Origin of the sequence: Kitasatospora sp. NPDC048298, from assembly GCF_043201465.1 — a bacterium.
In the GTDB taxonomy this organism is placed as follows: domain Bacteria; phylum Actinomycetota; class Actinomycetes; order Streptomycetales; family Streptomycetaceae; genus Kitasatospora.
Genome location: NZ_JBICYZ010000057.1, coordinates 1 through 21,547, shown reverse-complemented (window position 1 = coordinate 21,547; position 21,547 = coordinate 1). Strand labels below are relative to the sequence as shown.

Below are 21,547 nucleotides of genomic sequence, written 5' to 3'. Positions count from 1 at the left end.
AAGTGCCAGGCCGTTGCCTATGCCTACCTGGCCTCCCTCCGCGCCATCCCGGTGCGGCACCATTGCAGCGGGACGATGTAGGGGTGCAGCAACACTGCCAGGCCCGTCACTCCGCACCTACTCGGTGCGGCACCATCGCAGCGCCATGACCCGGTCCGAGTCCTGCTTGGCCTGGGTCGTCACTCCGCACCAGCCGGTCTGGCATCATCGCAGTCAGGTGACCCCCCGTCCGTTCGGGCGCGGGCGAGGCCGTCGCTCCCGCCATCTCAGTGTGGCACCATCGCAGCGTTCCCTCAGCGAGGTGCGACGTCAGGCCCTGGACGTCAACTCCGCACCATCCCGGTGCGGCAATCGCAGCGTCAAGAACCCCTCCTCCCACCGGCCCCAGGCCATCGTTTCCCCGCACCAACCGAGTGTGGCACCATCGAAGGACGGTGCCGGAGATCCGGGACGAGTCGGGGTTGATGGGTCGCTCGGCGCCACCCAGGTGCGGCACTATCAAAGCCCCATGTCTTCTCCGGGCCCGCCGAATAGCGCGGTGTCTCTCCGTGCCAGCCCGGTGCGGCACCATCGCAGCATCACCATGCCGCCCGCCCTCAAGGCGGTCCAGCGGGGTCTCTCCGCACCGTCCCGTTGCGGCACCATCGCAGCGCGTTGAGGAGGATCGATTCCAGCGGCGCGGTGCCGTAGTCGCTCCGCACCATCCCGGTGCAGCACCATCGAAGTAGCGGTGCAATCTTTCGCGGGGTGGCCAGTTGGCCGTCGCTCCGTACCATCCCGGTGCGGCTCCATCGCAGCTACGCGGCTGCCGGCGCGTTCACCGCCCCCTACTTCGTCGCTCCGCACTATCCCGGTGCGGCACTATCGCAGCTTGATCGACACGGCCCTGATGCATCACACCATGTGGGTCGCTCCGTACCGTCCCGGTGCGGCACCATCGCAGCTTGAACTCGTGGCTCTCGTCGATGAAGGCGTAGTCGAATCGCTCCGCACCATTCCGGTGCGCCACCAGCGCAGCAATGGCGTCGGCCTCGATGTCCGGGCCGCTCGCCTGATGCCTCCGCACCACTTCGGTGCGGCACCATCGCAGGCAGTCCTCACCGCAGACGGGCGCCGACCGTGCCAACGTTCTTCCTCACCGGCCCCATCGCAGATCGAAGAGCGCGGGCGTTAGCGGCCTCAATTCGGAGCGGCTTCGAACCACTTCGGTGCGTCTCCATCGCAGTGCCTTGGCCTGCTCGCGCTTGCCCGCGAAGATCAGGGCTGCTCCGCACTCTCCCGGCGCGGCACCATCGCAGCAAGGGCGACCTTGGCGGCCTCGTCACCGCCGGCCGCGAGCCGCTCTGCACCATCCCGGTGCGGCTCCATCGCAGGTGCTCTATCCACCCGAGGCAGCTGTGGCGCAACCAGCTTCGCTCCGCACCATCCCGGTGCGGCTCCATCGAAGCCTCGCCTGCTCGCTCCACGTGGTTGAGGCCCTCGCCCGCGTCTCCGCACCCGCCTGGCGCGGCACCGTCGCAGCATCGACCCTCACGGCGACTCGTGGTACCACGTCGCGACGCCTCCGCACCACTTCGGTGCGGCTCCATCCCAGCCAGTAGCCGCCGCGGCCCGGGCCGAGGGAGTGCAGCGTGCCTCCGCGCCACTTCAGTGCGGCACCATCGCAGTCAGACCGTAGCCTGCTTGACTGCGTCGCCGGGCTTCGGGCGCCTCCGCACCTCGCCGGGGCGGCGCCATCGCAGCGAAAAGCTCAAGACCGCGGTGAAGGGGCTGTTGGACGTCGCTCTGCACCATTCCGATGCGGCACCATCGCAGTTACCTGCGCATCAACGCCGTCAAGCAGGCCCAGGACTTCGCTCTGCACTATCCCGGGGCGGCATCATCACGGGATGGAGGTCACCGGGGCGACCGGAGGCCAGGTGGAAGTTGCTTCGCGCCACTTCGGTGCGGCACAACCGCAGCGTCCCCGCCAGCCTCGCTCTCGATATCGCGACCACGGGTGCCTCCGCACCACATCGGTGCGGCACCATCGCAGCGTGTATTTCACGGACACCACCGTTACCCTGCTGGGGTCGCTCCGCACCACCCCGGTGCGGCACCATCGCAGCTACAAGGGCCTGGCATCGAAGGTCCTTGCCGCGTACCTGTCGCTCCGCATCATCCCCGTGCAGCACCATTACGAGATCGGCGAGCACGACCTGCGGATGGGTATACCGAGTTCCACTCCTCTGTCCGCGGCTACCCACCAAGGGTGGCTGAGGGTCGTAGCGGAAGGGGAATCGGTGGGGACTTGTCGGGGACCACGCGTCGGTCACCATCGCCTCTGAGGTGCCTTTCGGTGAACGAACAGCGCGGGCTGTCTACCGGCTGACGTGCAGCGATGGTTATGGCCGGGCGACTGGGGGTCAAGCGGGTTCTGGGGCGCCAGTTGTGGGGTCTCCGGACGTGGTCGATGGTCCACGCCACCGCCCAACCCGCCTCGGCGATCGGTCCGGCAACAACGGCTCTATCCGCGCCCACTGCGCATTGGTCTACGACACACATCAACCAACGATCAGATGATCTACAGGAAGCGCCCGAGCCTGTGCCGTTGTCTCGGGGCTGGCGGCAGGTGTGGGGGTGCGGCGGAGGAAGGTCGTACCGTCGGGGCCGGCCGGTTCGAGTTCGATGGCGCGGCGTAGTTGTTCCATGCGTTGGGGCAGGGGGTGCCAGCCGGGTTCTGCGGCCATCTCGGCGTTGAGGCCGTGGATTGCACGGGCGTAGGCGCGGGCCAGGCCGCGGAAGTGCAGGGGCAGGCCGGGGCGGGGGTGGCCGCTGGGGGCGATGCTCACCCACAGGGCGTCGGTGGTCTCGTTGCCCGGGCCGACGGGTCGGGTGGTGTCGCGTGCGACGAGGTGGCCGCGGACGGTGAGCCAGTGGCGCATCGCGGCCCGGGTGGGCCCGGACAGGGCGACGGTCTCGGTGGCGGGCGTGGTGTGCGGGTTGCGGTGCTGGGGGAGGCGGGTGAGGCGGATCGTGCCGCGGCGCAGGTCGACGTCGTCCGTGCGCAGGGCGCAGAGTTCGCCGGCGCGGCAGCCGGTGTCCAGCACGGTGCCGATGATGGCGAGGATCCGGCTGCGGGAGTCGGACCGGCCGGGGCGGGCCGAGTGTTCCAGGTGACCGAGCAGGACGCTGCGCGGGCGGGCGGCCACCACGGGCCGGAGCTCGACCCGCGGCGTGTCGCGCTCCGGAAGGGTGACGGTGATTCCGGCCCGGGCGCCGAGGATGCGGAGGCAGTCCTCCCGGACGCGCATGGACGCGGGTGAGGCTTGGCCCGGTCGTGCGGCGGGCTTGCGCCGCAGCAGGCCCCGCTCGGCGGCGGCGAGGTATGCCGCGAGGGTGTCCGGCGCGAAGAGCAGGGCGAGCGAGCCGGCGGCCGTGGGCGCGATCGCGCCCCGCTCCAGGGCGGTGCGCAGTTCGCCGGCGACCCAGCGCAGTTGCTTCGCCCGGGAGGTGCCGGTCGGCGGTTCGCAGGCATGCTCGACGAGGGCGTCCAGCGCCTCGATCGAAGGTGCAGCTGTCGTCGGGGCGTCCGCCATGAGGTCACCCTAGCGCCGGGTCGGGGCGCCTCGGTCGGGTCTTGCCGGCGGAGGAGCTGGTGACGTTCCGTAGGGTCAGGGTCTAATAACTGGCTTGAAGCAAGATCGTCGGTGGGCGTGCGGCTGCATGGTGGCTGTCTTCTCCGACCCGCGCCACTCCGGTGGTGGCCGTCCTTCGGCAGCCGGCGAGGGGGACGTGCCAGGGCGTCCGCCGGTTCTCGCGACGGGACCCGACGATGACGTCCCGGACTCCGTGAATGCTCCGGTCAGTTCTGATGGACCGTCAGCAAAGTCAGCATTGGGTCAGCATTGGTCCTGTCAGACGCTGTCGTGGATGGTCGAACGGTGTCACGCGTCGAGTGCGGAGGCGAGTGTCGACTGGGGTGCTTCGGGGTGGGCGTACGGGGACTCCGGCTTGGGGGTACGGCGGACCCGGCCGCCGCACCCCCGATCGGCAAACGCCCAGGTCAGCGCACGTTTCCCCGGGGCTTGAGGGGGATTCCCGGGAGCTCGGGGGCGGGGAGGCGGTCGCCCGGGTAGCCCTGGACCTCGCCGAAGCGATCGGGGTTCGCGGAGCTCATCCATTCCTCGCGGGCTCGGGTAATGTCTTCGTGAGACCGCCCGATGAAGTTCCACCACATGACGATCTGCTCCTCGAACGGCGTGCCGCCGAGCAGGACCAGCCGGGCGTCGGTCCCCGCGGTGTTGGTGAGGGTGAGGGTGCGGCGGCCGGGGGCGACGTAGCCGAGGTCGGCGGGGCGCAGCGGGGTGTCGAGGAGGCGGATCTCGCCGGTGTCGACCAGCAGGCCGTGTTCGAAGGCGGGGTCGACGTCGAGGGTGACGGTGGCGTGCGGGCGCAGGGTCAGTTCGGCGCCGAGCAGCGGGGTGAAGGTGGGGACGGGGGAGGTGTCGCCGGCGAGGGTGCCGAGGAACACCCGGGCCTCGCCGCCGTCGAGGGCGGCCGGGGCGGGCACGTGGTGGTGGAAGTCGCGTCCGGTGTGGCGGTGCTGCTCGGGCAGGGCGACCCACAGCTGTACGCCGTGCAGGACGGTGGTGGCCGGCGTGGAGACCTCGGAGTGGGCGATGCCGCGGCCGGAGGTCATTAGGTTGACCTCGCCCGGGCGGACGTACGCGTGCACGCCGAGGCTGTCCCGGTGCTCGATCTCGCCGGTGAACAGCCAGCTCACGGTCTGCAGCCCGGTGTGCGGGTGCGGGGCGACGTCCATGCCGCCGGTGGTCGCGACGTCGTCGGGTCCGTAGTGGTCGACGAAGCACCAGGCGCCGATGGTGGTGCGGGAGCGCTGCGGCAGGGTGCGGCGTACGGTCATCGCGCGCGGGCCGCCGAGCGGTACGTCACGGGCGGGCAGGACCTCGACCCGCGGGTCGGCGGCGGGGGTCCCGGCGCGGTCGGTCTGGACGCGGTCGGTCTCGGCGGTGCTCACGGGTGGGTCCCTCCCGGGTGTCAATTAGTTCTATATTCAACTATCATGCCATGGCAGAGTGACGGACGACAGTTGCGATCAGCCTAAGGAGTCCAGGTGAGTGATGTGACGGTGGTCCCGACGGACCGGCGGGTGTTCATCGACAAGCAGAGCCCCCAGGCGTACCGGGCGATGCTGGCGGCCGCCGAGGCGGCGCGCGAGGTCGCGGCCGCGGCGGGGCTGGACCGTCGGCTGATCGAACTGGTCAACCTCCGGGTGTCGCAGATCAACGGCTGCGCCTACTGCCTGCACGTGCACACCAGGGCCGCGATCCGCGAGGGCGAGACCGCCCAGCGCCTGGGCGTGCTCGCGGCCTGGCGCGACACCGAGGTGTTCAGCGACCGCGAGCGGGCCGCGCTCGGGCTGGCCGAGGCGACCACCGCCCCGGCGGACGCGGCGCTCCAGGAGGCCGCGTACGGCGCGGCGCGCCAGGTGCTGAGCGACGAGGAGATCTCCGCGGCGGTCTGGGTGTCCATCGCCATCAACGCCTTCAACCGGGTGTCCATCCTGAGCAAGCACCCGGTCCGCCCGGCCGCCGCCCGGTAGCCGCACGCGCCGGAGGGTCTCCATCCTCCACCGACGGGCCTCCGCCGTCCGGTGGAGGCCATCCGTTGGCCGGTGTACAACCGGCTCCTCCCGGCGGGGGGTGACGGATCGTCAGCGATGCGGCGAGGCTGGGCGGCGAGGGCGAGGAACTGCTCGCCGACGGCGAAGGTGGGGTCGCATGGCACGTCGTACGCTTTCCGCGCTGGTGGGGGCGGTCTGTCTGGCGCTGGCCGGGCCGGTCGTCTCGGCCGGCGCCGTCGAGCCCGCGGGCGGGCAGCCGGGCGCCGGTGACCCGAGGGCGGCCGCCCTGCGGGCGGTGACCGGCGCCGGTGCGGTCGGGGCGATCGCGGAGGTCAGGGACGGCAACGGGGTCTGGCGCGGGGCGTCCGGGGTCTCCGACCTGGCCACCGGCGCACCGGTCCGCGCGGACGGGCGGTTCCGGGTCGGCAGCGTCACCAAGGTGTTCACCGCCACCGCGGTGCTCCAGCTGGTCGGTGAGCGGCGGATCGGCCTGGACGACCCGGTCGAGCGGTACCTGCCCGGGCTGGTCCCGAACGGCGACCAGATCACCGTCCGCCGGTTGCTCAACCACAGCTCCGGCCTCTGGGACTCCACCAAGGAGAAGGGCGGGGTGTTCCCCGACCGGACGGACCCGGCGGGCATCCGTGACTGGCTGGACCACGGCGGCCTGACCCGGCACATCACCCCGGCCCAGGTGGTCGCCTCCTCGGTGGCGCACCCGCCGGCCTTCCCGCCGGGCGCCCGGTTCGGCTACTCCAACGTCAACTACACCCTGCTCGGCATGATCATCGAGAAGGTGACCGGGCACGGCTACGCCCAGGAGGTCACCGCGCGCATCCTGCGCCCGCTCGGCCTCACCGGCACGTACTTCCCGGGCACGGCCACCGGCATCCGGGGCCCGCACGCGCACGGCTACTTGACGCTGCCCGAGGGCCCCGGCCCGCAGGACCGCAACGACCGGGACGTCACGGTCGCGAGCCTCACCTGGGCGAACTCGGCCGGTGAGCTGATCTCCACCCTGGGTGATCTGAACCGCTTCCACCGGGCCCTCCTGGACGGCCGGCTGCTGCCGCCGCCGCTGCTCGAGGAGATGACCACGACCACCCCGATCGTGATCGACGGCGTGCCGGCCTCGCTGGGCTACGGGCTCGGGCTGGCCCGCTGGGAGCTCTCCTGCGGTCCGGTCTACGGCCACGACGGCTCGGTGCCCGGGTACAGCACCCAGCTGTGGAGCTCGGGCGACCGGCAGGTGTCGCTGTCCGTCACCCCGCGCGGCGACGAGGCGCAGTTCGTCGCGCAGCTGGAGGCGGAGGGCGGCTTCCTGGAGCAGGCGTTCTGCGGCACCGGGCAGCGGGGGACCGGCGCGGCGGCGCCGGAGGCGGCGGCGGGGGTGGCGGCGGGGGTGGCACAGGGGCCGACCGTCGTGGCGCCGAAGCTGGGCTGACCGCCCGCCGTTCCCGCGGTTCCGAGGAGGACGAGTGCCCGGGGGAAAAGGGGTGGCATCGGCGTCGCCGGGTGGTGAGACTGCACCGGTGAACCCCTTGCCGCTGCTGCCCGTACCGGACCCGCGCGCCCACTGCGTCGCCCCCGACTACGCGGGCATGGACGCCCTGGTCGCCGGTCTGGCGCTGCCGGCCGGGGCGTCCAGCTCCGTGATGAGCGTGCTGGAGACCTCCCGGGAGCTCATCCGGCACTCGTACTTCCGCTACGAGTTCGCCACCGTGGCCGTCACGCACGCGCTGTTCGCCCTGGAGCAGGTCCTCGTCGAGCGGCTGGCCGCCGACGGGCCGCTCCCGGAGCTGATCGAGCGGGCCGTCGCCGAAGGGCTCCTCGGGGACGGACCGGCCGCCGAACTCGGCCACGGCGTGCGGCTGCGCGACCGGCTCGCGCGGGGCGCGGCGACGAGCGCCGACGTCAGTCCGGAGCGGGCCGCCGGGCTGACCCTCGCCGTCTTCGCCGCCGTTTCCGCGCTGCTCCGCCCGGTTGCGGTGGCGGACGCGGGTGATGGGTCGGCCCGGGAGCGACTCGCCCGGCTGTGGGAGGAACACTGGCAGGCGCCGTTCCCGCGGAGCTTCGTCGCGGCGGACATCGCGGGCTCGACGCTGATCCTGCTGGACTCCCGTGTCGCCGGCTACCTCCGGCGGGATCTGGACGGCGGGCTCGACGGCTCCGGCGTCGCCGGCCTCTGGTCGCTGATCGCCGAGCTCGACCGGGTGGTGCCCCTGATCAACGAGGAGTACTGCGCGGCCTACTTCGGCAGGCTCCGGACGATCGCCAGGCTCGCGGTGGAGTGCCACCTCCCGCGGGCGACCTGAGGCGGGCGAGCCGAGACCGGCGACCTGAGCTCCGCGAGCGGTACCGGGCGGCGCCCGGGCCGGAGTTCCGCCCGGTGGCCCGGGTGCGTACGGTGATCCACACACCATCGGAGAGGGGCTTGGGTCATGGCGGGAACGGAAGAGGGGCCGGAGACGGTGCTGACCACCGAACGGCTGGTGGTGCGGCAGTGGACCATGGCCGACCAGGACCGCGCCTTCGACATCTACTCCCGGTCGGAGGTCGCCCGGTGGATCGGCCGGACCCCGCGCGCCATGACCGAGCCCGAGGAGGCCCGGGCCTTCATCGAGCGCTGTCGGAAGCGCTCCGTCGATCCGCGCTACGGCGCCTGGGCGATCGAACGGCGTGACACCGGGGTGGTCGCCGGCACCGTCCTGCTGGTGCCGCTGCCGGACGGTGACGGGGAGATCGAGGTCGGCTGGCATCTCCATCCCGACAGCTGGGGGCAGGGCATCGCCACCGAGGCCGCCCGGGCCGTCCTGGCCAGGGGATTCGCCGACGGCCTGACCGAGATCCGGGCCGTGCTGGCCCCGGACAACGCCCGGTCGGCGGCGGTGTGCCGGCGCCTGGGGATGACCAGCACCGGACTGACCGACCGGTGGTACGGCCGGGAGCTGGCGGAGTTCCGCATCACCGCCGACCAGGCGGCAGGCATGGGGGACGTGGGCGCGATGACGGATCCGACGGATGTGACGCTCAACCTCTGGCGGCGGCCGATCGACGAGGTACCGGCCGAGGTGTGGGACCGCACCGAGCTGACGGTGCTCATCCTCGCCGAGACCGGGATCAGTGAACTGCCGCCCGGCATCGGCCGGTTGACCGGGCTGCGGACCATCGACCTGGGGCACAACCGGCTCGCCGAACTGCCCGTCGAACTCTTCGACCTCACCGGGCTCGGGGACTTCCTCTACCTGCACGACAACGCGCTGACCGCCCTGCCCGAGACGCTCGGTCGGCTCACCGCGCTGCGCTACCTCAACGTGGGTGAGAACCAGCTCGCCGAACTCCCCGCCACCATCGGCGGGTTGGCCTCGCTGGTCGAGCTGCGCGCGCAGCACAACCGGCTCACCGCCCTGCCGGAGTCGATCGGCGGACTCCGCTCACTGCGTGAACTCTGGCTGCGAGGCAACGAGTTGACCGGCCTGCCGGAATCGGTCGGGTGGCTCGGCGAGCTGCGCGAGTTGGAGCTCCGGGAGAACGCGCTCGCCGAGGTCCCCGCCGTGCTCGCGGGGCTTCCCCGGCTGCGCCGCCTCGACCTGCGCGGCAACCGGATCACCGATCTGCCCGACTGGTTGGCCGATCCGGGTGCGCTGCCCGCGCTGGAGAAGCTGGACCTGCGGTGGAACGACGTGCGGCCGTCGGCCCGGCTGGTGGCGGAGCTGGCCGCGCGCGGGTGCGTCACGCTCTTCTGAGCCCGGCCGGCACCGTCCGTAAAGGACCGGCGCCCACCGGCGCGGAGCTGCTACCGTGGAACGCATGAAGCGCGCTGCACTCGTCACGACGACGCCGGAGAGAGTCCCGGCGCGCTGACTGCTGACCTAGTCCGAAGCCCCGGGGCGAGTGCCCCGGGGCTTCGCCGTTCCCGGACCCACTCGCCCGCAGACCCGAGTGGAGACCACCGCCATGCACGACCACCCCAAGCACGACCACCCCAAGCACGACCACCGCAAGCTCGGCCGTGAACTCGACCTGTTCGACACCGACCCGCTGATGGGCTCCGGCCTGCCGTACTGGCTCCCCGACGGCGCCGCGATCCGGCACTCCCTGGAGGAGTTCATCCGCGGCCGCGAGCGCCGGGCCGGCTACCGCCACGTGTACTCCCCGGTGCTCGGCAAGCGGGAGTTGTACGAGATCTCCGGCCACTGGGCGCACTACCGCGAGGACATGTTCCCACCCATGGAACTGGGCTCCGAGGAGATGGTGCTGCGCCCCAGCCTCTGTCCGCATCACGCCCTGATCTACCGCTCCCGCTCCCACAGCTACCGTGAACTACCCTTGCGCATGGCGGAGTTGGGCGGCATGTACCGCTCCGAGCCGTCCGGGGTGCTGGGCGGGTTGACCAGGGTCCGGGCGATCCAGCTGAACGACGCCCACGTCTTCTGCACCCCGGAGCAGGCGGCCGACGAGGCCGTCGCCGCACTGGAGTTGATCCGCGAGGCGCACCGGGCGCTGGGTGTCGTCCCCGTCCGCTACCGGCTCTCGCTGCCGGGCGAGGGCGGCAAGTACGTGGCGGATCCGGCGCTCTGGGAGCGCGCCGTCGCGCTGCTCACCGAGGTGCTGGAGCGCTCCGGGGTGCCCTTCGAGGCGGCGGAGGGCGAGGCCGCGTTCTACGGGCCCAAGATCGACGTGCAGATCGCCGACGGCGCCGGGCGCGAGTTCACCCTCTCCACCGTGCAGATCGACTTCCACCAGCCCGAGCGGTTCAACCTGCACTACATCGGCGCGGACGGCGCCAAGCACCGCCCGGTGATGGTGCACCGCAGCGTGATCGGGAGCGTCGAGCGCGTGGTCGCCCACCTGATCGAGCTGTACGGCGGCGCGTTCCCGGCCTGGCTCGCGCCCGTCCAGGTGGCGCTGCTGCCCGTCTCCGAGGCCGAACTGCCGCAGGCCGAACGGTTCCGGCAGCGCTGTCTGGACCTCGGACTGCGCGCCGAGGTCGCCGGTCCCGAGCACGGCAGTCTGGGCGCCCGGATTCGGGAGGCCAGGCTGGTGCCGTACCAGGCGGTGATCGGGGCGAAGGAGGCCGTGGACGACCGGGTCGCGCTGCGGCTGCGGGACGGTCGCCGGCTGGAGCCGCTGCCGGCCGAGGAGGCGTGGGCGCGGATCGGCGCGCTGGTGGCGGCCTGCGACGCGGAACTCTGGGCGGAGGGTGCCGAGCGCTGAACCGGGGACCGCGATGGTGGCGGCGGCGGGGTCGTCGGCGGGCACGCCGGTGGCGTCCGTACGACTAGTGCGGCGCGCGGTGTGTCGGCCGGGCGGCGGATGGCGGCCGACCGTCGAATGGGCCCGGCGGCCGAGGCGATGGCCGCCGCTGTCCCCACCCGTACGGAGGTACCCCGATGCGCATCCCCCGTGGCCTCGCCGTTCCCGCCCTGGCCGGCTCGCTCGCTCTCGCCGGGGCCGTGGCCGCCTCCCCGGCCGGCTCGGCGGAACTCCGCCCGCTGCCCATCCCGGCCGTCCAGTACTGCGCCGCCGTGCTCGGGCACGTCCCGGGGGCCGACACCGCCTCGCAGACCCTCGGGCGGGCCTGCTCCTCGGACTTCAGGACCGATCAACTCGCCCAGGCCGGTGCCGGCTTCGGATCCTTCGGGCCGGTGGGGCGGCCCTTCCCGCCGATGCAGTAGGTCCGGCGGGCGCGTCCCCCGGTCCGTACCGCACCGCACGAGACGCGAGCCCCGTGCGGTGCGGTGCGGGCCGGGGGTCAGTCAGTAGGACTGGAGCTCGACCAGGCGGCCGTCCGGGTCGCGCAGATGGGCGTTGCGCAGGGTGGGGCCCCACTCCGGCCGGTCGGTCGCGGGCGTGACCGGGGTGCCGCCGTGGCGCAGGCAGAGGTCGAGGGCGGCGTCCACGTCGTCGACCCGCAGGACCAGCATCGTGGCGTCCTGTGCGTGCGGCCCTGCTTGCAGCCCGGTGCCGAGGGTGGCGGCCATCGCGGAGCGGTCGAAGAGGGCCAGGAGGGTCTGGTCGTCGAGGTCCCAACTGGCGTACGGGCCCTCGGGTGCGCCCTTGGCCAGGGTGGCGCCGGTGAGGGCCGGCAGGACCGCGCGGTAGAAGCCGAAGCACTCGGCGAAGCGGGTGACGAGCAGACGGGAGTACAGGGCGTCCACGGGCGAACTCCTGGGCGACGGGGCGGCCTTCCGAACGGGCGGGCCGGACAGGCGGGCCGGACCGGTGTGGCGGATAGGCGTGGCGAATTAGTGGGTCGACACCCACTATAGGGAGAGACCCTAGACTGCCGCCATGGCCTCCGAGAACCCGCCGCCCGCCGCCGGCCTCCCCCCGTCGCTGCTGGACCTCAGCACCTACCTGCTCTCCCGGATCGGCCGGACGGCGCGCGCCCGGCTCGCCGAGCGCCTGGCCGAACGCGGCCTGCGGCTCTGGGACATGGCGGTGCTGGCCGCGCTCGCCGACTTCGGCCCGCAGGCCCAGCGGGACCTGGTGCGGCGGCTGGCCATCGACCCGAGCGACCTGGCCAAGGTCGCCGACCAGCTCGCCGCCGCCGGGTACGTCGAGCGGGCCAGGGACCGGGCCGACCGGCGCCGGGTCTCGGTCTCGGTGACCGACGCCGGACGGGCGCTGCTCGCCGAACTGGACGCCCTGGCCCGGGCGGTGCAGGACGAGGTGCTCGCGCCGCTGGACGCCGGGGAGCGGCGGGCCCTGCAGGAGTTGCTGCTGCGGGTCCACCACGGGACGGGGGAGTGGCGCGGCGGCCCGTGACGGCCCGGGCCGGTCGGCCGGCTCAGGCCGTGGGCTGCCCCGGGCGGCGGGCACCGGCGAACTCGCCCGCCCAGCGCGGGACGTCGAGCACGTTCTCGACCCGGGCGACCAGGGTGCCGGTCCGCTCGGCGTGGATCATCGCGCCCTCGCCGACGTGGATCCCGACGTGGTGCAGCGGAGCGTCGGGGCGGGAGAAGAACAGCAGGTCGCCCGGGGCGAGCGCGTCGAGCTCCACCGGGGCGCCGAGGTTGAACTGCGCGCCCGTGTAGTGCCCGAGTTCGACGGTGCCGTGGCTGGCCCGGTACCAGCAGTAGAGCGACAGGCCGCTGCAGTCGAACCCGACCGTCCTCTCGCCCAGGCACACCCCGTTCAGCCAGCCGTTGTCGGCGTCGCAGAAGCCGAGGCTCGCGCCCAGCCGGTCGCCGCCGCCCCAGGCGTACGGCACGCCGAGCTGGCTCGCGGCCACGTCGGCGACCCGGCGGCCCAGCGCGGCGGCCGGCAGCGATCGGGCGGCCTCGGCTGAGGCGTCGGACGCGGCCTGGGCGGCCGGGCCGAGCGCCGGGACGAGGCCGGCCCCGAGCGCGAGGCCGAGCATGCGGCGCCGGCGGACTCCGGAGGCCTGGTCGGGGCCGGACGGTTGGGGCTGCATGACGGTGCCTCCCGGTGCTGTGGCGGTGGCGAGGGGTGGGCGCTCGGGGGCGTGGTACCCGGGCGCACGTACCAGCATTCCGCTCCGACGGGCCGGTCCGCCATCACCCGCAACGGTGAATCGCGGACGCAACGGCCCGGAAGCGGAGGGGAGTTCGCCGGTGAACGGTCCGACGGCCGTTCAGGAGAGGCCGACGACGGGCGTGCGCGTTCGGTCTGGGCCGAGGGCTGACGAAGCCCCGGCGCGCCCGTCGGGCCGGCCGTAGGTGTCAGTGGGCGGGGTCGTCGGACGGGCGCTTGAGGATGAGGCCGCCGGCGCGGTCGAGGACTTCGGCGCGGGTGCGGCCGGGGTGGTCGGCGGCGAGGAAGTGGTTGCCGATGGCGAGGCAGAAGGCGAGCAGGCTGCGGGCCTCGATCTCGTCGGGGTCGGTGCAGACGGTGCCGATGGCTTCGCGCAGCAGGTCCATGCGCCGGTTGTCCACGCGGCGCAGGCGTTCGGCGACGGCCTGGTCGCGTCGGGCCCAGTCGCGGACGGCTAGGTCGATGGGGCGCAGACGGTCGGAGAAGGTGAGCTTCCCGGCGAGGCGGGCCTTGGCCCGGGTGTCCGCGTCCTCGTGGGCGAGCCGGTCGAGGACGTCGTCGGTGGCCTCGTGCTCCCAGGTGTCCAGCATCTCCGTCAGCAGGGCGTCGCGGTCGGCGAAGTAGCCGTAGAACCCGCCTTTGGTCACGCCGAGGGACTTGGCCAGGGCTTCGACGCGTACGGCGTCCACGCCGCCCGAGGCCAGTGCCTGCAGTCCGGCCTCGACCCACTTCTCACGCGGTGTGCGCAACGCGCCCATGGTGTGGTCCACCTCACGATCCCACCCGTTGTGCGGAGGCGTACAACGGGCCTAGCCTCTGGTTATACGCAATCGTACAACGCTGGGAGGGCACCGTCATGTCGTTCGGTTTCGTCGCGTTCCACTACCCGAAGCCCGAGTACGTCGAGGAGTTCGTCGACCGCTGCCACCGGGTCCGCGAGGTGCTGGCCGCGCAGCCGGGATTCCTGCGGGCCGAGGTCTGGGTCACCCCCGAGGGCGACGCGGTCGTCACCACCGGCGCGTTCGGGTCCCAGGAGGCGTTCCAGGGGGCGTTCGCCGCCGTGGGGCGCGAGGCGGGCGAGGCGGCCGTGTTCGACGAGCGCGAGGTCAGGCCCCGCGAGGTGCGCACCCTGCTGTCGCGGGGGTGAGGGGCCGCCGGCGCCGGCGTGTGACCGAGCGCCCGGCGGGGGAGACGGCTACTCCGTCGCGCAGTCCAGGACCCGGCCGTCGGCCGTGCCGACGAGCAGACGCCCGGGCCCGGGGGCGGTGAGCGCGGTGGGGACGGCGGGGACGCCGGCGACGGTCAGCCGGTGGCGCCGACGGACGGTGCCGGTGCGCAGGTCCAGGGCCAGCAACTCGCCGTCGCGGTACGCGACGTGCGCGGTACCCCCGTCGGCGTCGAGGTCGGTGGCGACGTGGTCGGTCCGGAAGACCCAGCGGGGCGCCCCGTCGGTGGCCGCGCGGCGGACGACGAACGAGCCGCCGGGCCGCAGCCCGCGGCCGTCGTAGACGGTGCCGGTGTGCACCAGGTCGCCGTCCTCGGTCTCCACGCCAGGCCCGGGGAAGTGCGTCTCCCCGGGCTCCCAGGAGAACGGGAACAGCGGCCGGACGCCCGGCCCCTCGGGGGAGCGCACCGAGAGCCAGTACTGCTCCCGGCCGTCCGGCGGGACCTCGTTGACGTAGTCCCGGCTGCCGTGCCGGATCCGCAGGCGCTCCTGCCGGTCGAGGTACTCCGTGGTCCGGTGCCGGAGCAGCAGGCCGTCGGCGAGGGCGGTGCGCCCCGGCCGCTCCGGGGCGTCCTCGTCCTGGGCGAGGGTGGCCAGGACCGCGCCGTCCGGCAGCTCCTCGACGGCGAGCACGTGGCGCCTGGGCTCCCAGTCCGGGCTCAGCGCGGCGAGCGCCCGGCGGGCTTCCTCGCGTCCGTCGGGGCGCGGGGCCGGGACCCGGGGCCCGGCCAGGTCGGCGGGGGTGACCGAACGGCGTGCGGCGCTGCGCCAGTCGGGCCGGCGCAGGACGGCGACGTGGCCCTCGACGTGCGCCTTGCGGTCCTTCCAGTCGTCGGGCGGCGCCATCAGCACGTGCAGGGCCCGGTCGTCGAGCCAGGAAAGTCCGAGGACCTTCCGGCCGAATTCGTGTTCGAGGAGGGAGGTCGTGGCGCCCGTCTCCCAGTCGAGCAGGAGCAGCTCGCCCTCGAAGAAGTAGCCGCCGTCGTACGCGCCGGTGCCGACGGCGAGCAGCGGCGCGTGGGGGTGGAAGGCCAGCGCGTGCACCGGGAAACGCGTCCGGAGCACGGCCCGGCACCCGAGGTCCCCGGTGCCGTACACCCCCACCGTCGCCGTCCGGGCGAACCCGCGCTCGCCCGCCACGGCGAGCAGGCCGCGCCCCTCGTCGGGCACGGCGAGGACGGGGCGGCCGACCTCGGCGAACGGGCGGTCGCCGAGCACGCGGAGGACACGGAGCGGGGAGGTCATGGGGAAATCCTCCCATCCGGCGCCGTCGTCAAGCGCGGTTGACGCTCGGGGTGGCCATCGGGCCGTGGCGGCAAGGAAGTTGGCCGTGGCGACCCTACGCTTGGGCCATGAAGCAGCACATCGTCACGTTGGTCCTCGGCGGCCTCCTGCTCGGCATCGTCGCGTTCGGCGCGGGCTGGTTCGCGGCGGACTCCCGGCAGACGGCTCCGGCGCCGACGTACATCATGGTCACGCCGGAGCCGGTCGCGACGGGCGGCGCGGTGTCGCCGCCGCCTTCGGCCGGCGGCCGGTAGCGCGGCCGGCGGCACGGTCGGGGGGTCGGTCGGCGGCTACTGCCTGACGGCCCAGAAGCGGTCGGCCATGTTGTCGTAGGCGACCGATCCGGACAGCGCCTGCGCGGGCTCCTTCCAGAGCATCTGCCACTGGCCGTCGCCCGGGTCGTTGTCCACGATCACCTCCAGGCCGCGCGCCGTGTTCACCCAGCTGCTCGCCTGGTCGCGGAACCCGTAGTCGGCGAAGTACACGGCGGCCTCCTCGTGGAAGAGGTTGAACTGGAGGCGGCGGCCGCCCCAGTTCCTGTCGGCGTAGAAGCAGTAGTAGGACGGTTCGGTGGCCGGGGTGGGGCAGTTCTTCCAGTCCGGGCCCCGGGGCGTGCGGCGGCGGTGGTCGCCGCTCCAGGCCGGCGCCTGCGTCTGGCCGGGGAGGGGGAGTACCACCACCGCGCCGTCGGGGTAGCTGACCTCGTTGGCGGCGGTCTGCCTGCCGCCCCGGCTCGTGGCGAGCTGGGCGTCCACCGACCGCTGCAGCGCGTCGCGGTCGCCGTCGCCGAGGGCGGTGATGACGGTCCGCTGGTCCCCGGGAGGGGTGTGCGCGGAGGCGGCCTGTACGCCGAGGGGCGCGGCCAGGAGCACGAGGGCCCCGGCCGTACGGACGAGAAGTCGGCGGACTCGAGAGTGCGTCATATGCCAAACGTAGCCGTGCACATACGGCCGGTAACCTGACTTTCTCGATCAGGCGGCGCATGCGCGGCAGGGGCGCGCCGGTGCGTACGCGCCCCCCGATCGGGCGAACCTGCGCGTCACTCCCGAGACACGTGGTCGGCGGGTCCCGGAACGAGCGGCGCGACGACCCGCTCGGCCGGGCCGGTGTGGACGTCGTTGTCGTCGTTCTCGTCGGAGTTCACCGAGGCGGTGATCGAGCCCGTCGCCCAGGAGGCCAGGCCGAGGATCAGGAAGAGGACCAGCAGGCCGCGCCCGGCGCCGCTCAGGACCAGCGGCCGGGTGGCCGAGGCCGGGCCCTGCGGCTCGCTGCCCGGCTCGTCGCCGAACAGGCGCTTGGGGTAGGCGGACGAGATCATCACCAGATAGGCGGCGTAGCGCATCCGGTAGCGCACGATCGCGGCCGTCGCCTCGTACAGCGGCTGCGGCATCCGGCCGAGGACCAGCACCACCAGCCAGAGCACGAACGACACCATCCACCACCCCGCGTTCACCAGGCCCTGCACGATCGAGGCCGGGATGACCAGGATGATGCGGAACAGCACGGCGAGCCGGTTCAGCTCACCGGGCCGCAGGTCGACCTGCACCGGGTAGTCGGGGACCTCGAACCGGAACGGCGGGTAGCGGTCCACGGTGAGCATCAGGTACGCGGTGACCCGTGTGTCGTACGGGAGGAACGCGGTCAGGTAGTCCGCCACGAAATCGGGCAGCCGGCCCAGCACCAGCGCGCCGAACCAGCCGAAGACGGTGACGAGGAACGCCACCACCGTCAGCACCCACACCACCACGAACTGGGGGATCAGCAGCAGCGCCCGCAGCAGCACCGTCCAGCGGTTCTGCGGGCCGGGCGCCGGCATGTCCAGGACCGGGAGCCACTCGCGGCTGACGGGGGCGGGGGGAGCCTGCCACATCCGGGCCTCCACGGTCTCGGGACGACGGGACCCGGCCGTCGGGCGTGGCCGGGTGCCCTCCGAAGATCGCAGCAACCCGCCCGTCCCGCGCGTCCTGCTGCGCCGGATGGGGCAGCAGGACGAGGCAGCAGGACGAGGTGGCCGGGCCGTGGCCGATCGGGCCGTGGCCGGTGGCGCCCCGCGGGCGGGTCGGTCAGCCGATCCTCGCGCAGAGCGGTTCGGCGGAGCCCCGCTCGAAGCTCAGCGTGCGGTAGCCGGTGGCACTGATGTCGAGGGTGTAGACGCCGTCGACGGTGTAGAGGTCGCGGGGCAGGTTGCCGCCGTCCGGGCCGACGCCGAGCAGGATCGGGCCGTGGGCGTGCCAGGTCTGGGAGTTGTCGGCGTGGTAGTCGACGACGGCCCGGCCGCCGGCGTCCGCGTCGTACGAGGCGCCGGTCGCCGTGTTGGTGAGCCGCAGGACGAGGGCGCCCCGGAATGCGGCGCGGCGCACCGTGGTGCCGTCCGGGGCGTACTCCAGCACCCGCCGCTGGACCTCGTCGACGACGGGCTCCATGTGCACGGGGAAGTCGCAGCGGGAGCCGGCCGGGAGGTCGAACGCCGGTGTGGGCGAGGGCTCCCACCCGCCCCGACCGGTGACGGCGCCGGCCGGGGCGGCCGCCAGGCCGCTGAGGGTGACGGCGGTGACGGCGGCCAGCGCGGCGGACCCGGCGGTAGGCAGGATTCGGCGCATGATCGGGCCTCCTGGCGAGGTGTCGGGCGTTCGGAGGCCCAGCGTGGCAGGCGCCCCTGACCGGATTCTCACCATGAGCCCGGCAGTGCCGCCGCCCGGCGCACGCCGATCGAGATCGTGCCTCCGGAGGTCTCCTCGTACGGCCGTTCGGAGTTCTAGGGTGACCCGCCATGGAGTTCCGACTGCTCGGATCGTTCGAGGCCGACCACCGGGGTGAGCCCGTCCTGGCCGGCAGCCGCCGCCAGGAGCGGTGCCTGCTGGCCGTCCTCCTGCTGGAGGACGGCCGGGTCGTCAGCACCGACCGGCTGATCGACCTGCTCTGGAGCGGCAACCCGCCCGGCTCGGCCCGCGGCACCGTCCACACGTACATCGGACGGCTGCGGGCCCGGCTGCGTCCGTACGGCGTGGTGATCGGGACCCGGCACGACGGGTACGCCCTCGCTGTGGGTCAACACACCGTCGACGTGCGGGAGTTCATCGACCTGGCCACCCGGGCGGCCGCCACCGGCGACCCCGGCGAACGGCTGCGCTGCCACGACCGGGCGCTCGCGCTCTGGCGCGGGCCGCTGCTCGCGGACGTCGTCGACGAGGCGCTGCGCGGGCGGCTCGGCCGTCGGCTGGCCGAGCTGCGGCTGTCCGCCCTGGAGCAGCGGGCGGAGATCCTGCTCGCCATGGGCCGACACGAACAGGTGCTCGCCGACCTGACCGCGTCCGACCTGACCGCACCCGCTCCGCCCCTACCCGCTCCGGCCGCACCCGACCTGGTCACACCCGCCTCGACCGCCCCCGCTCCCGCCGCCCCCTCGGCCGGGGCGCCGCCCGCCGCGCCCGCCGTGCCCGCCGAGACCCCGACCGGCCTTCCCGTCGACGACCTGCTGCCCCGCGAGCGCCTCGTCCTCGCCCTGATGACCGCCCTCTACCGGGCCGGTCGGCAGACCGAGGCGCTCGCCCTCTACCGCCGCACCCGGCGCGTGCTGGTGGACGGCCTCGGGGTCGAGCCCGGCGCCGAACTCGCCGCCCTGCACGACCGCATCCTGCGGGCCGACCCCCGGCTGGACCGCCCTCCGGCGCCGCTGTACGCGGTGCGGGTCGGCGACCAGTGGCTGCCGTGGAGCGCGGGCGGCCACCCCGCGCTGGAGTTCTGCAACACCTACGCCGGCTGGGGCGCCGAGCCGGGCGCCGCGCCGGCTCCCGGGTCGGACTGGCTGCGCGGCTACCCCACGCTCGCCGTCTGGGCCGGCCACCACGACCTCGCCGACGAATCGGTCGTCGAGGCGTTGCTCCGCCGGGCGGCGGAGCGGCCCGAGGAGGCGGCCGGCGTGCTCGCCGGCGCCCGCGCGTTCCGGTCGGCCCTCTACGCGGCCCTGACCGACCCGCAGGACGGCGCAGCCTTCGGTGCGGTGGCGACGGTGGTGCAGGAGGCCGGGCGGTCGGCGGTCTTCACCCGGGGCGAGGACGGCCTGGCGCACTGGCGGCTGCCACCGGCGGCCGGCCTGCGACTGCCGCTGTACGCCGCCGCCCGTTCCGCCGCCGAACTGCTCGCCGACCCACGGCGGTTCACCATCCGCCGCTGTCCCAGCACCGGCTGCGGCTGGCTGTTCCTGGACGCGAGCGGGCGGCGCCGCTGGTGCAGTCTGGCGACCTGTGGGACCCGTGCGGCCTCCTGAGCCGCCCGCGCCGTCCGCCGCAGACCCGGACTTTCCGATGCCTTGACGAACCCATGACACTGACGGACCATCAAGCTGGCGCGCGCCACCTCCTCCACCGTTCCGCCCCCACGGACCCCCACAGGAGGACAGTCATGCGACTGCCCCGCCGAGGGAAGCCCGCCGCGGCCACCGCCGTGCTGCTGGCCCTCGCCCTCGCCGCCCCGCTCACCGCCCAGGCCGCCACCCCCGATCGCCCGCCGGCGCCCGCGTCCCTCACGGCCGACAGCGCCGCCGACACCGCGCGGCAGTACCGGCTGGACGGCCCCCGCACCGTCGCCGAGCGCACCGCCGTCGCCGCCACCGGCGCCTCCGTCGACGCCGTCCTGCCCGACGCGGTGGTGGTCACCGCCACCCCCGCCGAGGCCGCCCGGCTGCGCGCGCTCGGCTGGTCGCCCGTCGCACTGCCCGGCCCCCGCTACGGCGCCGAACCCGGCGACGAGGGCCTGGCCGCGCCAGTGTACGACTTCCCGCAGGCCGACGCCGGCTACCACAACTACGCCGAGGCCACCGCCGACATCGACGCGGTGGTCGCCGCGCACCCGGACATCATGAGCAAGCGCGTCATCGGCACCTCCTACGAGGGCCGCCCGATAGTCGCGGTGAAGATCAGTGACAACGTTGGCACCGACGAGGACGAGCCCGAGGTGCTGTTCACCGCCCACCAGCACGCCCGCGAGCACCTCACCGTCGAGATGTCCCTTTACCTGCTGCACGAGTTCGGCGACAAGTACGCCACCGACAGCCGCATCGCCAACGCCGTCAACAGCCGCGAGATCTGGGTGATCCCCGACCTCAACCCGGACGGCGGCGAGTACGACATCGCCACCGGCCGCTACCGCAGCTGGCGCAAGGACCGCCAGCCGAACAGCGGCAGCAGCAGCGTCGGCACCGACCTCAACCGCAACTGGAACTACAAGTGGGGCTGCTGCGGCGGCTCCTCCGGCTCCACCTCCAGCGAGACCTACCGGGGCAGCGCACCGGAGTCCGCCAAGGAGACCAAGGTGGTCGCCGACTTCGTCCGCAGCCGGGTCGTCGGCGGCAAGCAGCAGATCACCGCCGCCATCGACTTCCACACCTACAGCGAACTCGTGCTCTGGCCGTTCGGCTGGACCACCGCCGACACCGCCACCGGCATGACGGCCGACGAGTACAACACCTTCGCCGCCCTCGGCCGCGGCATGGCCGCCACCAACGGCTACACGCCCGAGCAGTCGAGCGACCTCTACATCACCGACGGAGCGATCGACGACTGGCTCTGGGGAGCCCAGCGGATCTTCGCCTACACCTTCGAGATGTACCCCGGAGAGACCGGCAGCGGCGGCGGCTTCTACCCGCCCGACGAGGTGATCGACCGCGAGACCAGCCGCAACCGCGAAGCGGTCCTTCGCCTGGTGGAGACGGCCGACTGCGTCTACCGCGTGATCGGCAAGCAGCAGCAGTACTGCGGCATACCGGCCTGACCCGGCGCCGCCGGTTCGGCCCGCTCCGCGGGGGGGGGGGGGGGGGGGCGGGGGGCGCCCGGGGGGCGGGGGCCGGCCCCCCCCCCCGCCGCCGCGGGGGGCGCGCGGGCCCCCCCGCGGGGTGGGGGGGGCGCCGCGCCCGG

20 protein-coding genes are annotated in these 21,547 nt (G+C 73.6%); 11 read left to right on the top strand and 9 right to left on the bottom strand.

Features of this window, described 5'->3' with window-relative positions:
- Nucleotides 1-2,543 precede the first annotated feature (2,543 nt).
- Together ACGF0D_RS32325 and ACGF0D_RS32320 are read right to left on the bottom strand one after the other, a co-directional pair.
- Nucleotides 2,544-3,578 carry a site-specific integrase gene (locus ACGF0D_RS32325; RefSeq protein WP_392922299.1) on the bottom strand — a complete coding sequence of 345 codons (1,035 nt, stop codon included), beginning with the start codon at nt 3,576-3,578 and terminating at the stop codon, nt 2,544-2,546.
- Between the two features lie 467 nt (nt 3,579-4,045).
- A complete protein-coding gene (locus ACGF0D_RS32320; protein WP_392922296.1) occupies nt 4,046-5,020 on the bottom strand; it encodes a pirin family protein in 975 nt (324 codons plus the stop codon).
- Between the two features lie 96 nt (nt 5,021-5,116).
- Here ACGF0D_RS32320 and ACGF0D_RS32315 point away from each other — a divergent pair, with 96 nt between their 5' ends.
- From ACGF0D_RS32315 to ACGF0D_RS32290, 6 genes are all read left to right on the top strand, one after another.
- Nucleotides 5,117-5,605, top strand: a complete 489-nt coding sequence (locus ACGF0D_RS32315) for a carboxymuconolactone decarboxylase family protein (protein WP_392922293.1) — start codon at nt 5,117-5,119, stop codon at nt 5,603-5,605.
- Nucleotides 5,606-5,783: 178 nt separating this feature from the next.
- The gene (locus ACGF0D_RS32310) at nt 5,784-7,070 is read left to right on the top strand and encodes a serine hydrolase domain-containing protein (protein ID WP_392922290.1); all 1,287 of its coding nucleotides are present in this window, start codon (nt 5,784-5,786) and stop codon (nt 7,068-7,070) included.
- Nucleotides 7,071-7,158: 88 nt separating this feature from the next.
- Nucleotides 7,159-7,941 (top strand): hypothetical protein, encoded by a 783-nt coding sequence (locus tag ACGF0D_RS32305; RefSeq protein ID WP_392922287.1) that lies wholly within the window; start codon nt 7,159-7,161, stop codon nt 7,939-7,941.
- Between the two features lie 126 nt (nt 7,942-8,067).
- On the top strand, nt 8,068-9,372 hold the full coding sequence (locus ACGF0D_RS32300; protein WP_392922284.1) for a GNAT family N-acetyltransferase: 1,305 nt from the start codon (nt 8,068-8,070) through the stop codon (nt 9,370-9,372).
- A 211-nt stretch (nt 9,373-9,583) separates the two neighbouring features.
- Complete coding sequence (gene thrS, locus ACGF0D_RS32295) at nt 9,584-10,843, top strand: threonine--tRNA ligase (RefSeq protein WP_392882238.1); 1,260 nt, start codon at nt 9,584-9,586, stop codon at nt 10,841-10,843.
- A 176-nt stretch (nt 10,844-11,019) separates the two neighbouring features.
- Nucleotides 11,020-11,304: a hypothetical protein gene (locus ACGF0D_RS32290; protein WP_392922281.1), complete on the top strand. Its 285-nt coding sequence runs from the start codon at nt 11,020-11,022 to the stop codon at nt 11,302-11,304.
- A gap of 81 nt (nt 11,305-11,385) precedes the next feature.
- On the opposite strand, the gene ACGF0D_RS32285 is transcribed toward ACGF0D_RS32290, so the two are convergent.
- A complete protein-coding gene (locus ACGF0D_RS32285; RefSeq protein ID WP_392922278.1) occupies nt 11,386-11,787 on the bottom strand; it encodes a VOC family protein in 402 nt (133 codons plus the stop codon).
- 133 nt (nt 11,788-11,920) lie between these two features.
- On the opposite strand from ACGF0D_RS32285, the gene ACGF0D_RS32280 reads away from it, so the two are divergent.
- A complete protein-coding gene (locus ACGF0D_RS32280) occupies nt 11,921-12,397 on the top strand; it encodes a MarR family winged helix-turn-helix transcriptional regulator (protein WP_392922275.1) in 477 nt (158 codons plus the stop codon).
- 22 nt (nt 12,398-12,419) lie between these two features.
- Here the strand turns inward: ACGF0D_RS32280 and ACGF0D_RS32275 are convergent, their stop codons facing one another.
- Together ACGF0D_RS32275 and ACGF0D_RS32270 are read right to left on the bottom strand one after the other, a co-directional pair.
- Nucleotides 12,420-13,046 (bottom strand): C40 family peptidase, encoded by a 627-nt coding sequence (locus tag ACGF0D_RS32275; protein WP_392922273.1) that lies wholly within the window; start codon nt 13,044-13,046, stop codon nt 12,420-12,422.
- Between the two features lie 268 nt (nt 13,047-13,314).
- On the bottom strand, nt 13,315-13,884 hold the full coding sequence (locus tag ACGF0D_RS32270) for a TetR/AcrR family transcriptional regulator (protein ID WP_392882270.1): 570 nt from the start codon (nt 13,882-13,884) through the stop codon (nt 13,315-13,317).
- 98 nt (nt 13,885-13,982) lie between these two features.
- Here ACGF0D_RS32270 and ACGF0D_RS32265 point away from each other — a divergent pair, with 98 nt between their 5' ends.
- Nucleotides 13,983-14,273 carry an antibiotic biosynthesis monooxygenase gene (locus ACGF0D_RS32265; RefSeq protein ID WP_392922270.1) on the top strand — a complete coding sequence of 97 codons (291 nt, stop codon included), beginning with the start codon at nt 13,983-13,985 and terminating at the stop codon, nt 14,271-14,273.
- Nucleotides 14,274-14,321: 48 nt separating this feature from the next.
- On the opposite strand, the gene ACGF0D_RS32260 is transcribed toward ACGF0D_RS32265, so the two are convergent.
- Nucleotides 14,322-15,596, bottom strand: coding sequence for a hypothetical protein (locus ACGF0D_RS32260; RefSeq protein ID WP_392922267.1), 1,275 nt, complete (start codon nt 15,594-15,596; stop codon nt 14,322-14,324).
- Nucleotides 15,597-15,703: 107 nt separating this feature from the next.
- Here ACGF0D_RS32260 and ACGF0D_RS32255 point away from each other — a divergent pair, with 107 nt between their 5' ends.
- The gene (locus ACGF0D_RS32255) at nt 15,704-15,889 is read left to right on the top strand and encodes a hypothetical protein (protein WP_392882222.1); all 186 of its coding nucleotides are present in this window, start codon (nt 15,704-15,706) and stop codon (nt 15,887-15,889) included.
- A 36-nt stretch (nt 15,890-15,925) separates the two neighbouring features.
- Here ACGF0D_RS32255 and ACGF0D_RS32250 read toward each other — a convergent pair whose 3' ends face one another.
- From ACGF0D_RS32250 to ACGF0D_RS32240, 3 genes are all read right to left on the bottom strand, one after another.
- Nucleotides 15,926-16,558, bottom strand: coding sequence for a peptidase inhibitor family I36 protein (locus tag ACGF0D_RS32250; RefSeq protein WP_392922265.1), 633 nt, complete (start codon nt 16,556-16,558; stop codon nt 15,926-15,928).
- A gap of 116 nt (nt 16,559-16,674) precedes the next feature.
- Nucleotides 16,675-17,505 (bottom strand): DUF4389 domain-containing protein, encoded by an 831-nt coding sequence (locus ACGF0D_RS32245; RefSeq protein ID WP_392922262.1) that lies wholly within the window; start codon nt 17,503-17,505, stop codon nt 16,675-16,677.
- A 193-nt stretch (nt 17,506-17,698) separates the two neighbouring features.
- Complete coding sequence (locus ACGF0D_RS32240; protein WP_392922260.1) at nt 17,699-18,235, bottom strand: hypothetical protein; 537 nt, start codon at nt 18,233-18,235, stop codon at nt 17,699-17,701.
- Nucleotides 18,236-18,405: 170 nt separating this feature from the next.
- Between ACGF0D_RS32240 and ACGF0D_RS32235 the strand changes: the two genes are divergently transcribed.
- Together ACGF0D_RS32235 and ACGF0D_RS32230 are read left to right on the top strand one after the other, a co-directional pair.
- The gene (locus tag ACGF0D_RS32235) at nt 18,406-19,902 is read left to right on the top strand and encodes a BTAD domain-containing putative transcriptional regulator (RefSeq protein ID WP_392922257.1); all 1,497 of its coding nucleotides are present in this window, start codon (nt 18,406-18,408) and stop codon (nt 19,900-19,902) included.
- Between the two features lie 134 nt (nt 19,903-20,036).
- Nucleotides 20,037-21,404: a M14 family metallopeptidase gene (locus ACGF0D_RS32230; RefSeq protein ID WP_392922254.1), complete on the top strand. Its 1,368-nt coding sequence runs from the start codon at nt 20,037-20,039 to the stop codon at nt 21,402-21,404.
- Nucleotides 21,405-21,547 lie beyond the last annotated feature (143 nt).

Coding starts and splice junctions, on each gene's coding strand:
- ACGF0D_RS32325 (WP_392922299.1), bottom strand. CDS start 3,578: ATGGCGGACGCCCCGACGACAGCTGCACCTTCGATCGAGGCGCTGGAC.
- ACGF0D_RS32310 (WP_392922290.1), top strand. CDS start 5,784: ATGGCACGTCGTACGCTTTCCGCGCTGGTGGGGGCGGTCTGTCTGGCG.
- ACGF0D_RS32300 (WP_392922284.1), top strand. CDS start 8,068: ATGGCGGGAACGGAAGAGGGGCCGGAGACGGTGCTGACCACCGAACGG.
- thrS (WP_392882238.1), top strand. CDS start 9,584: ATGCACGACCACCCCAAGCACGACCACCCCAAGCACGACCACCGCAAG.
- ACGF0D_RS32290 (WP_392922281.1), top strand. CDS start 11,020: ATGCGCATCCCCCGTGGCCTCGCCGTTCCCGCCCTGGCCGGCTCGCTC.
- ACGF0D_RS32280 (WP_392922275.1), top strand. CDS start 11,921: ATGGCCTCCGAGAACCCGCCGCCCGCCGCCGGCCTCCCCCCGTCGCTG.
- ACGF0D_RS32275 (WP_392922273.1), bottom strand. CDS start 13,046: ATGCAGCCCCAACCGTCCGGCCCCGACCAGGCCTCCGGAGTCCGCCGG.
- ACGF0D_RS32270 (WP_392882270.1), bottom strand. CDS start 13,884: ATGGGCGCGTTGCGCACACCGCGTGAGAAGTGGGTCGAGGCCGGACTG.
- ACGF0D_RS32265 (WP_392922270.1), top strand. CDS start 13,983: ATGTCGTTCGGTTTCGTCGCGTTCCACTACCCGAAGCCCGAGTACGTC.
- ACGF0D_RS32260 (WP_392922267.1), bottom strand. CDS start 15,596: ATGACCTCCCCGCTCCGTGTCCTCCGCGTGCTCGGCGACCGCCCGTTC.
- ACGF0D_RS32255 (WP_392882222.1), top strand. CDS start 15,704: ATGAAGCAGCACATCGTCACGTTGGTCCTCGGCGGCCTCCTGCTCGGC.
- ACGF0D_RS32250 (WP_392922265.1), bottom strand. CDS start 16,558: ATGACGCACTCTCGAGTCCGCCGACTTCTCGTCCGTACGGCCGGGGCC.
- ACGF0D_RS32245 (WP_392922262.1), bottom strand. CDS start 17,505: ATGTGGCAGGCTCCCCCCGCCCCCGTCAGCCGCGAGTGGCTCCCGGTC.
- ACGF0D_RS32240 (WP_392922260.1), bottom strand. CDS start 18,235: ATGCGCCGAATCCTGCCTACCGCCGGGTCCGCCGCGCTGGCCGCCGTC.
- ACGF0D_RS32235 (WP_392922257.1), top strand. CDS start 18,406: ATGGAGTTCCGACTGCTCGGATCGTTCGAGGCCGACCACCGGGGTGAG.
- ACGF0D_RS32230 (WP_392922254.1), top strand. CDS start 20,037: ATGCGACTGCCCCGCCGAGGGAAGCCCGCCGCGGCCACCGCCGTGCTG.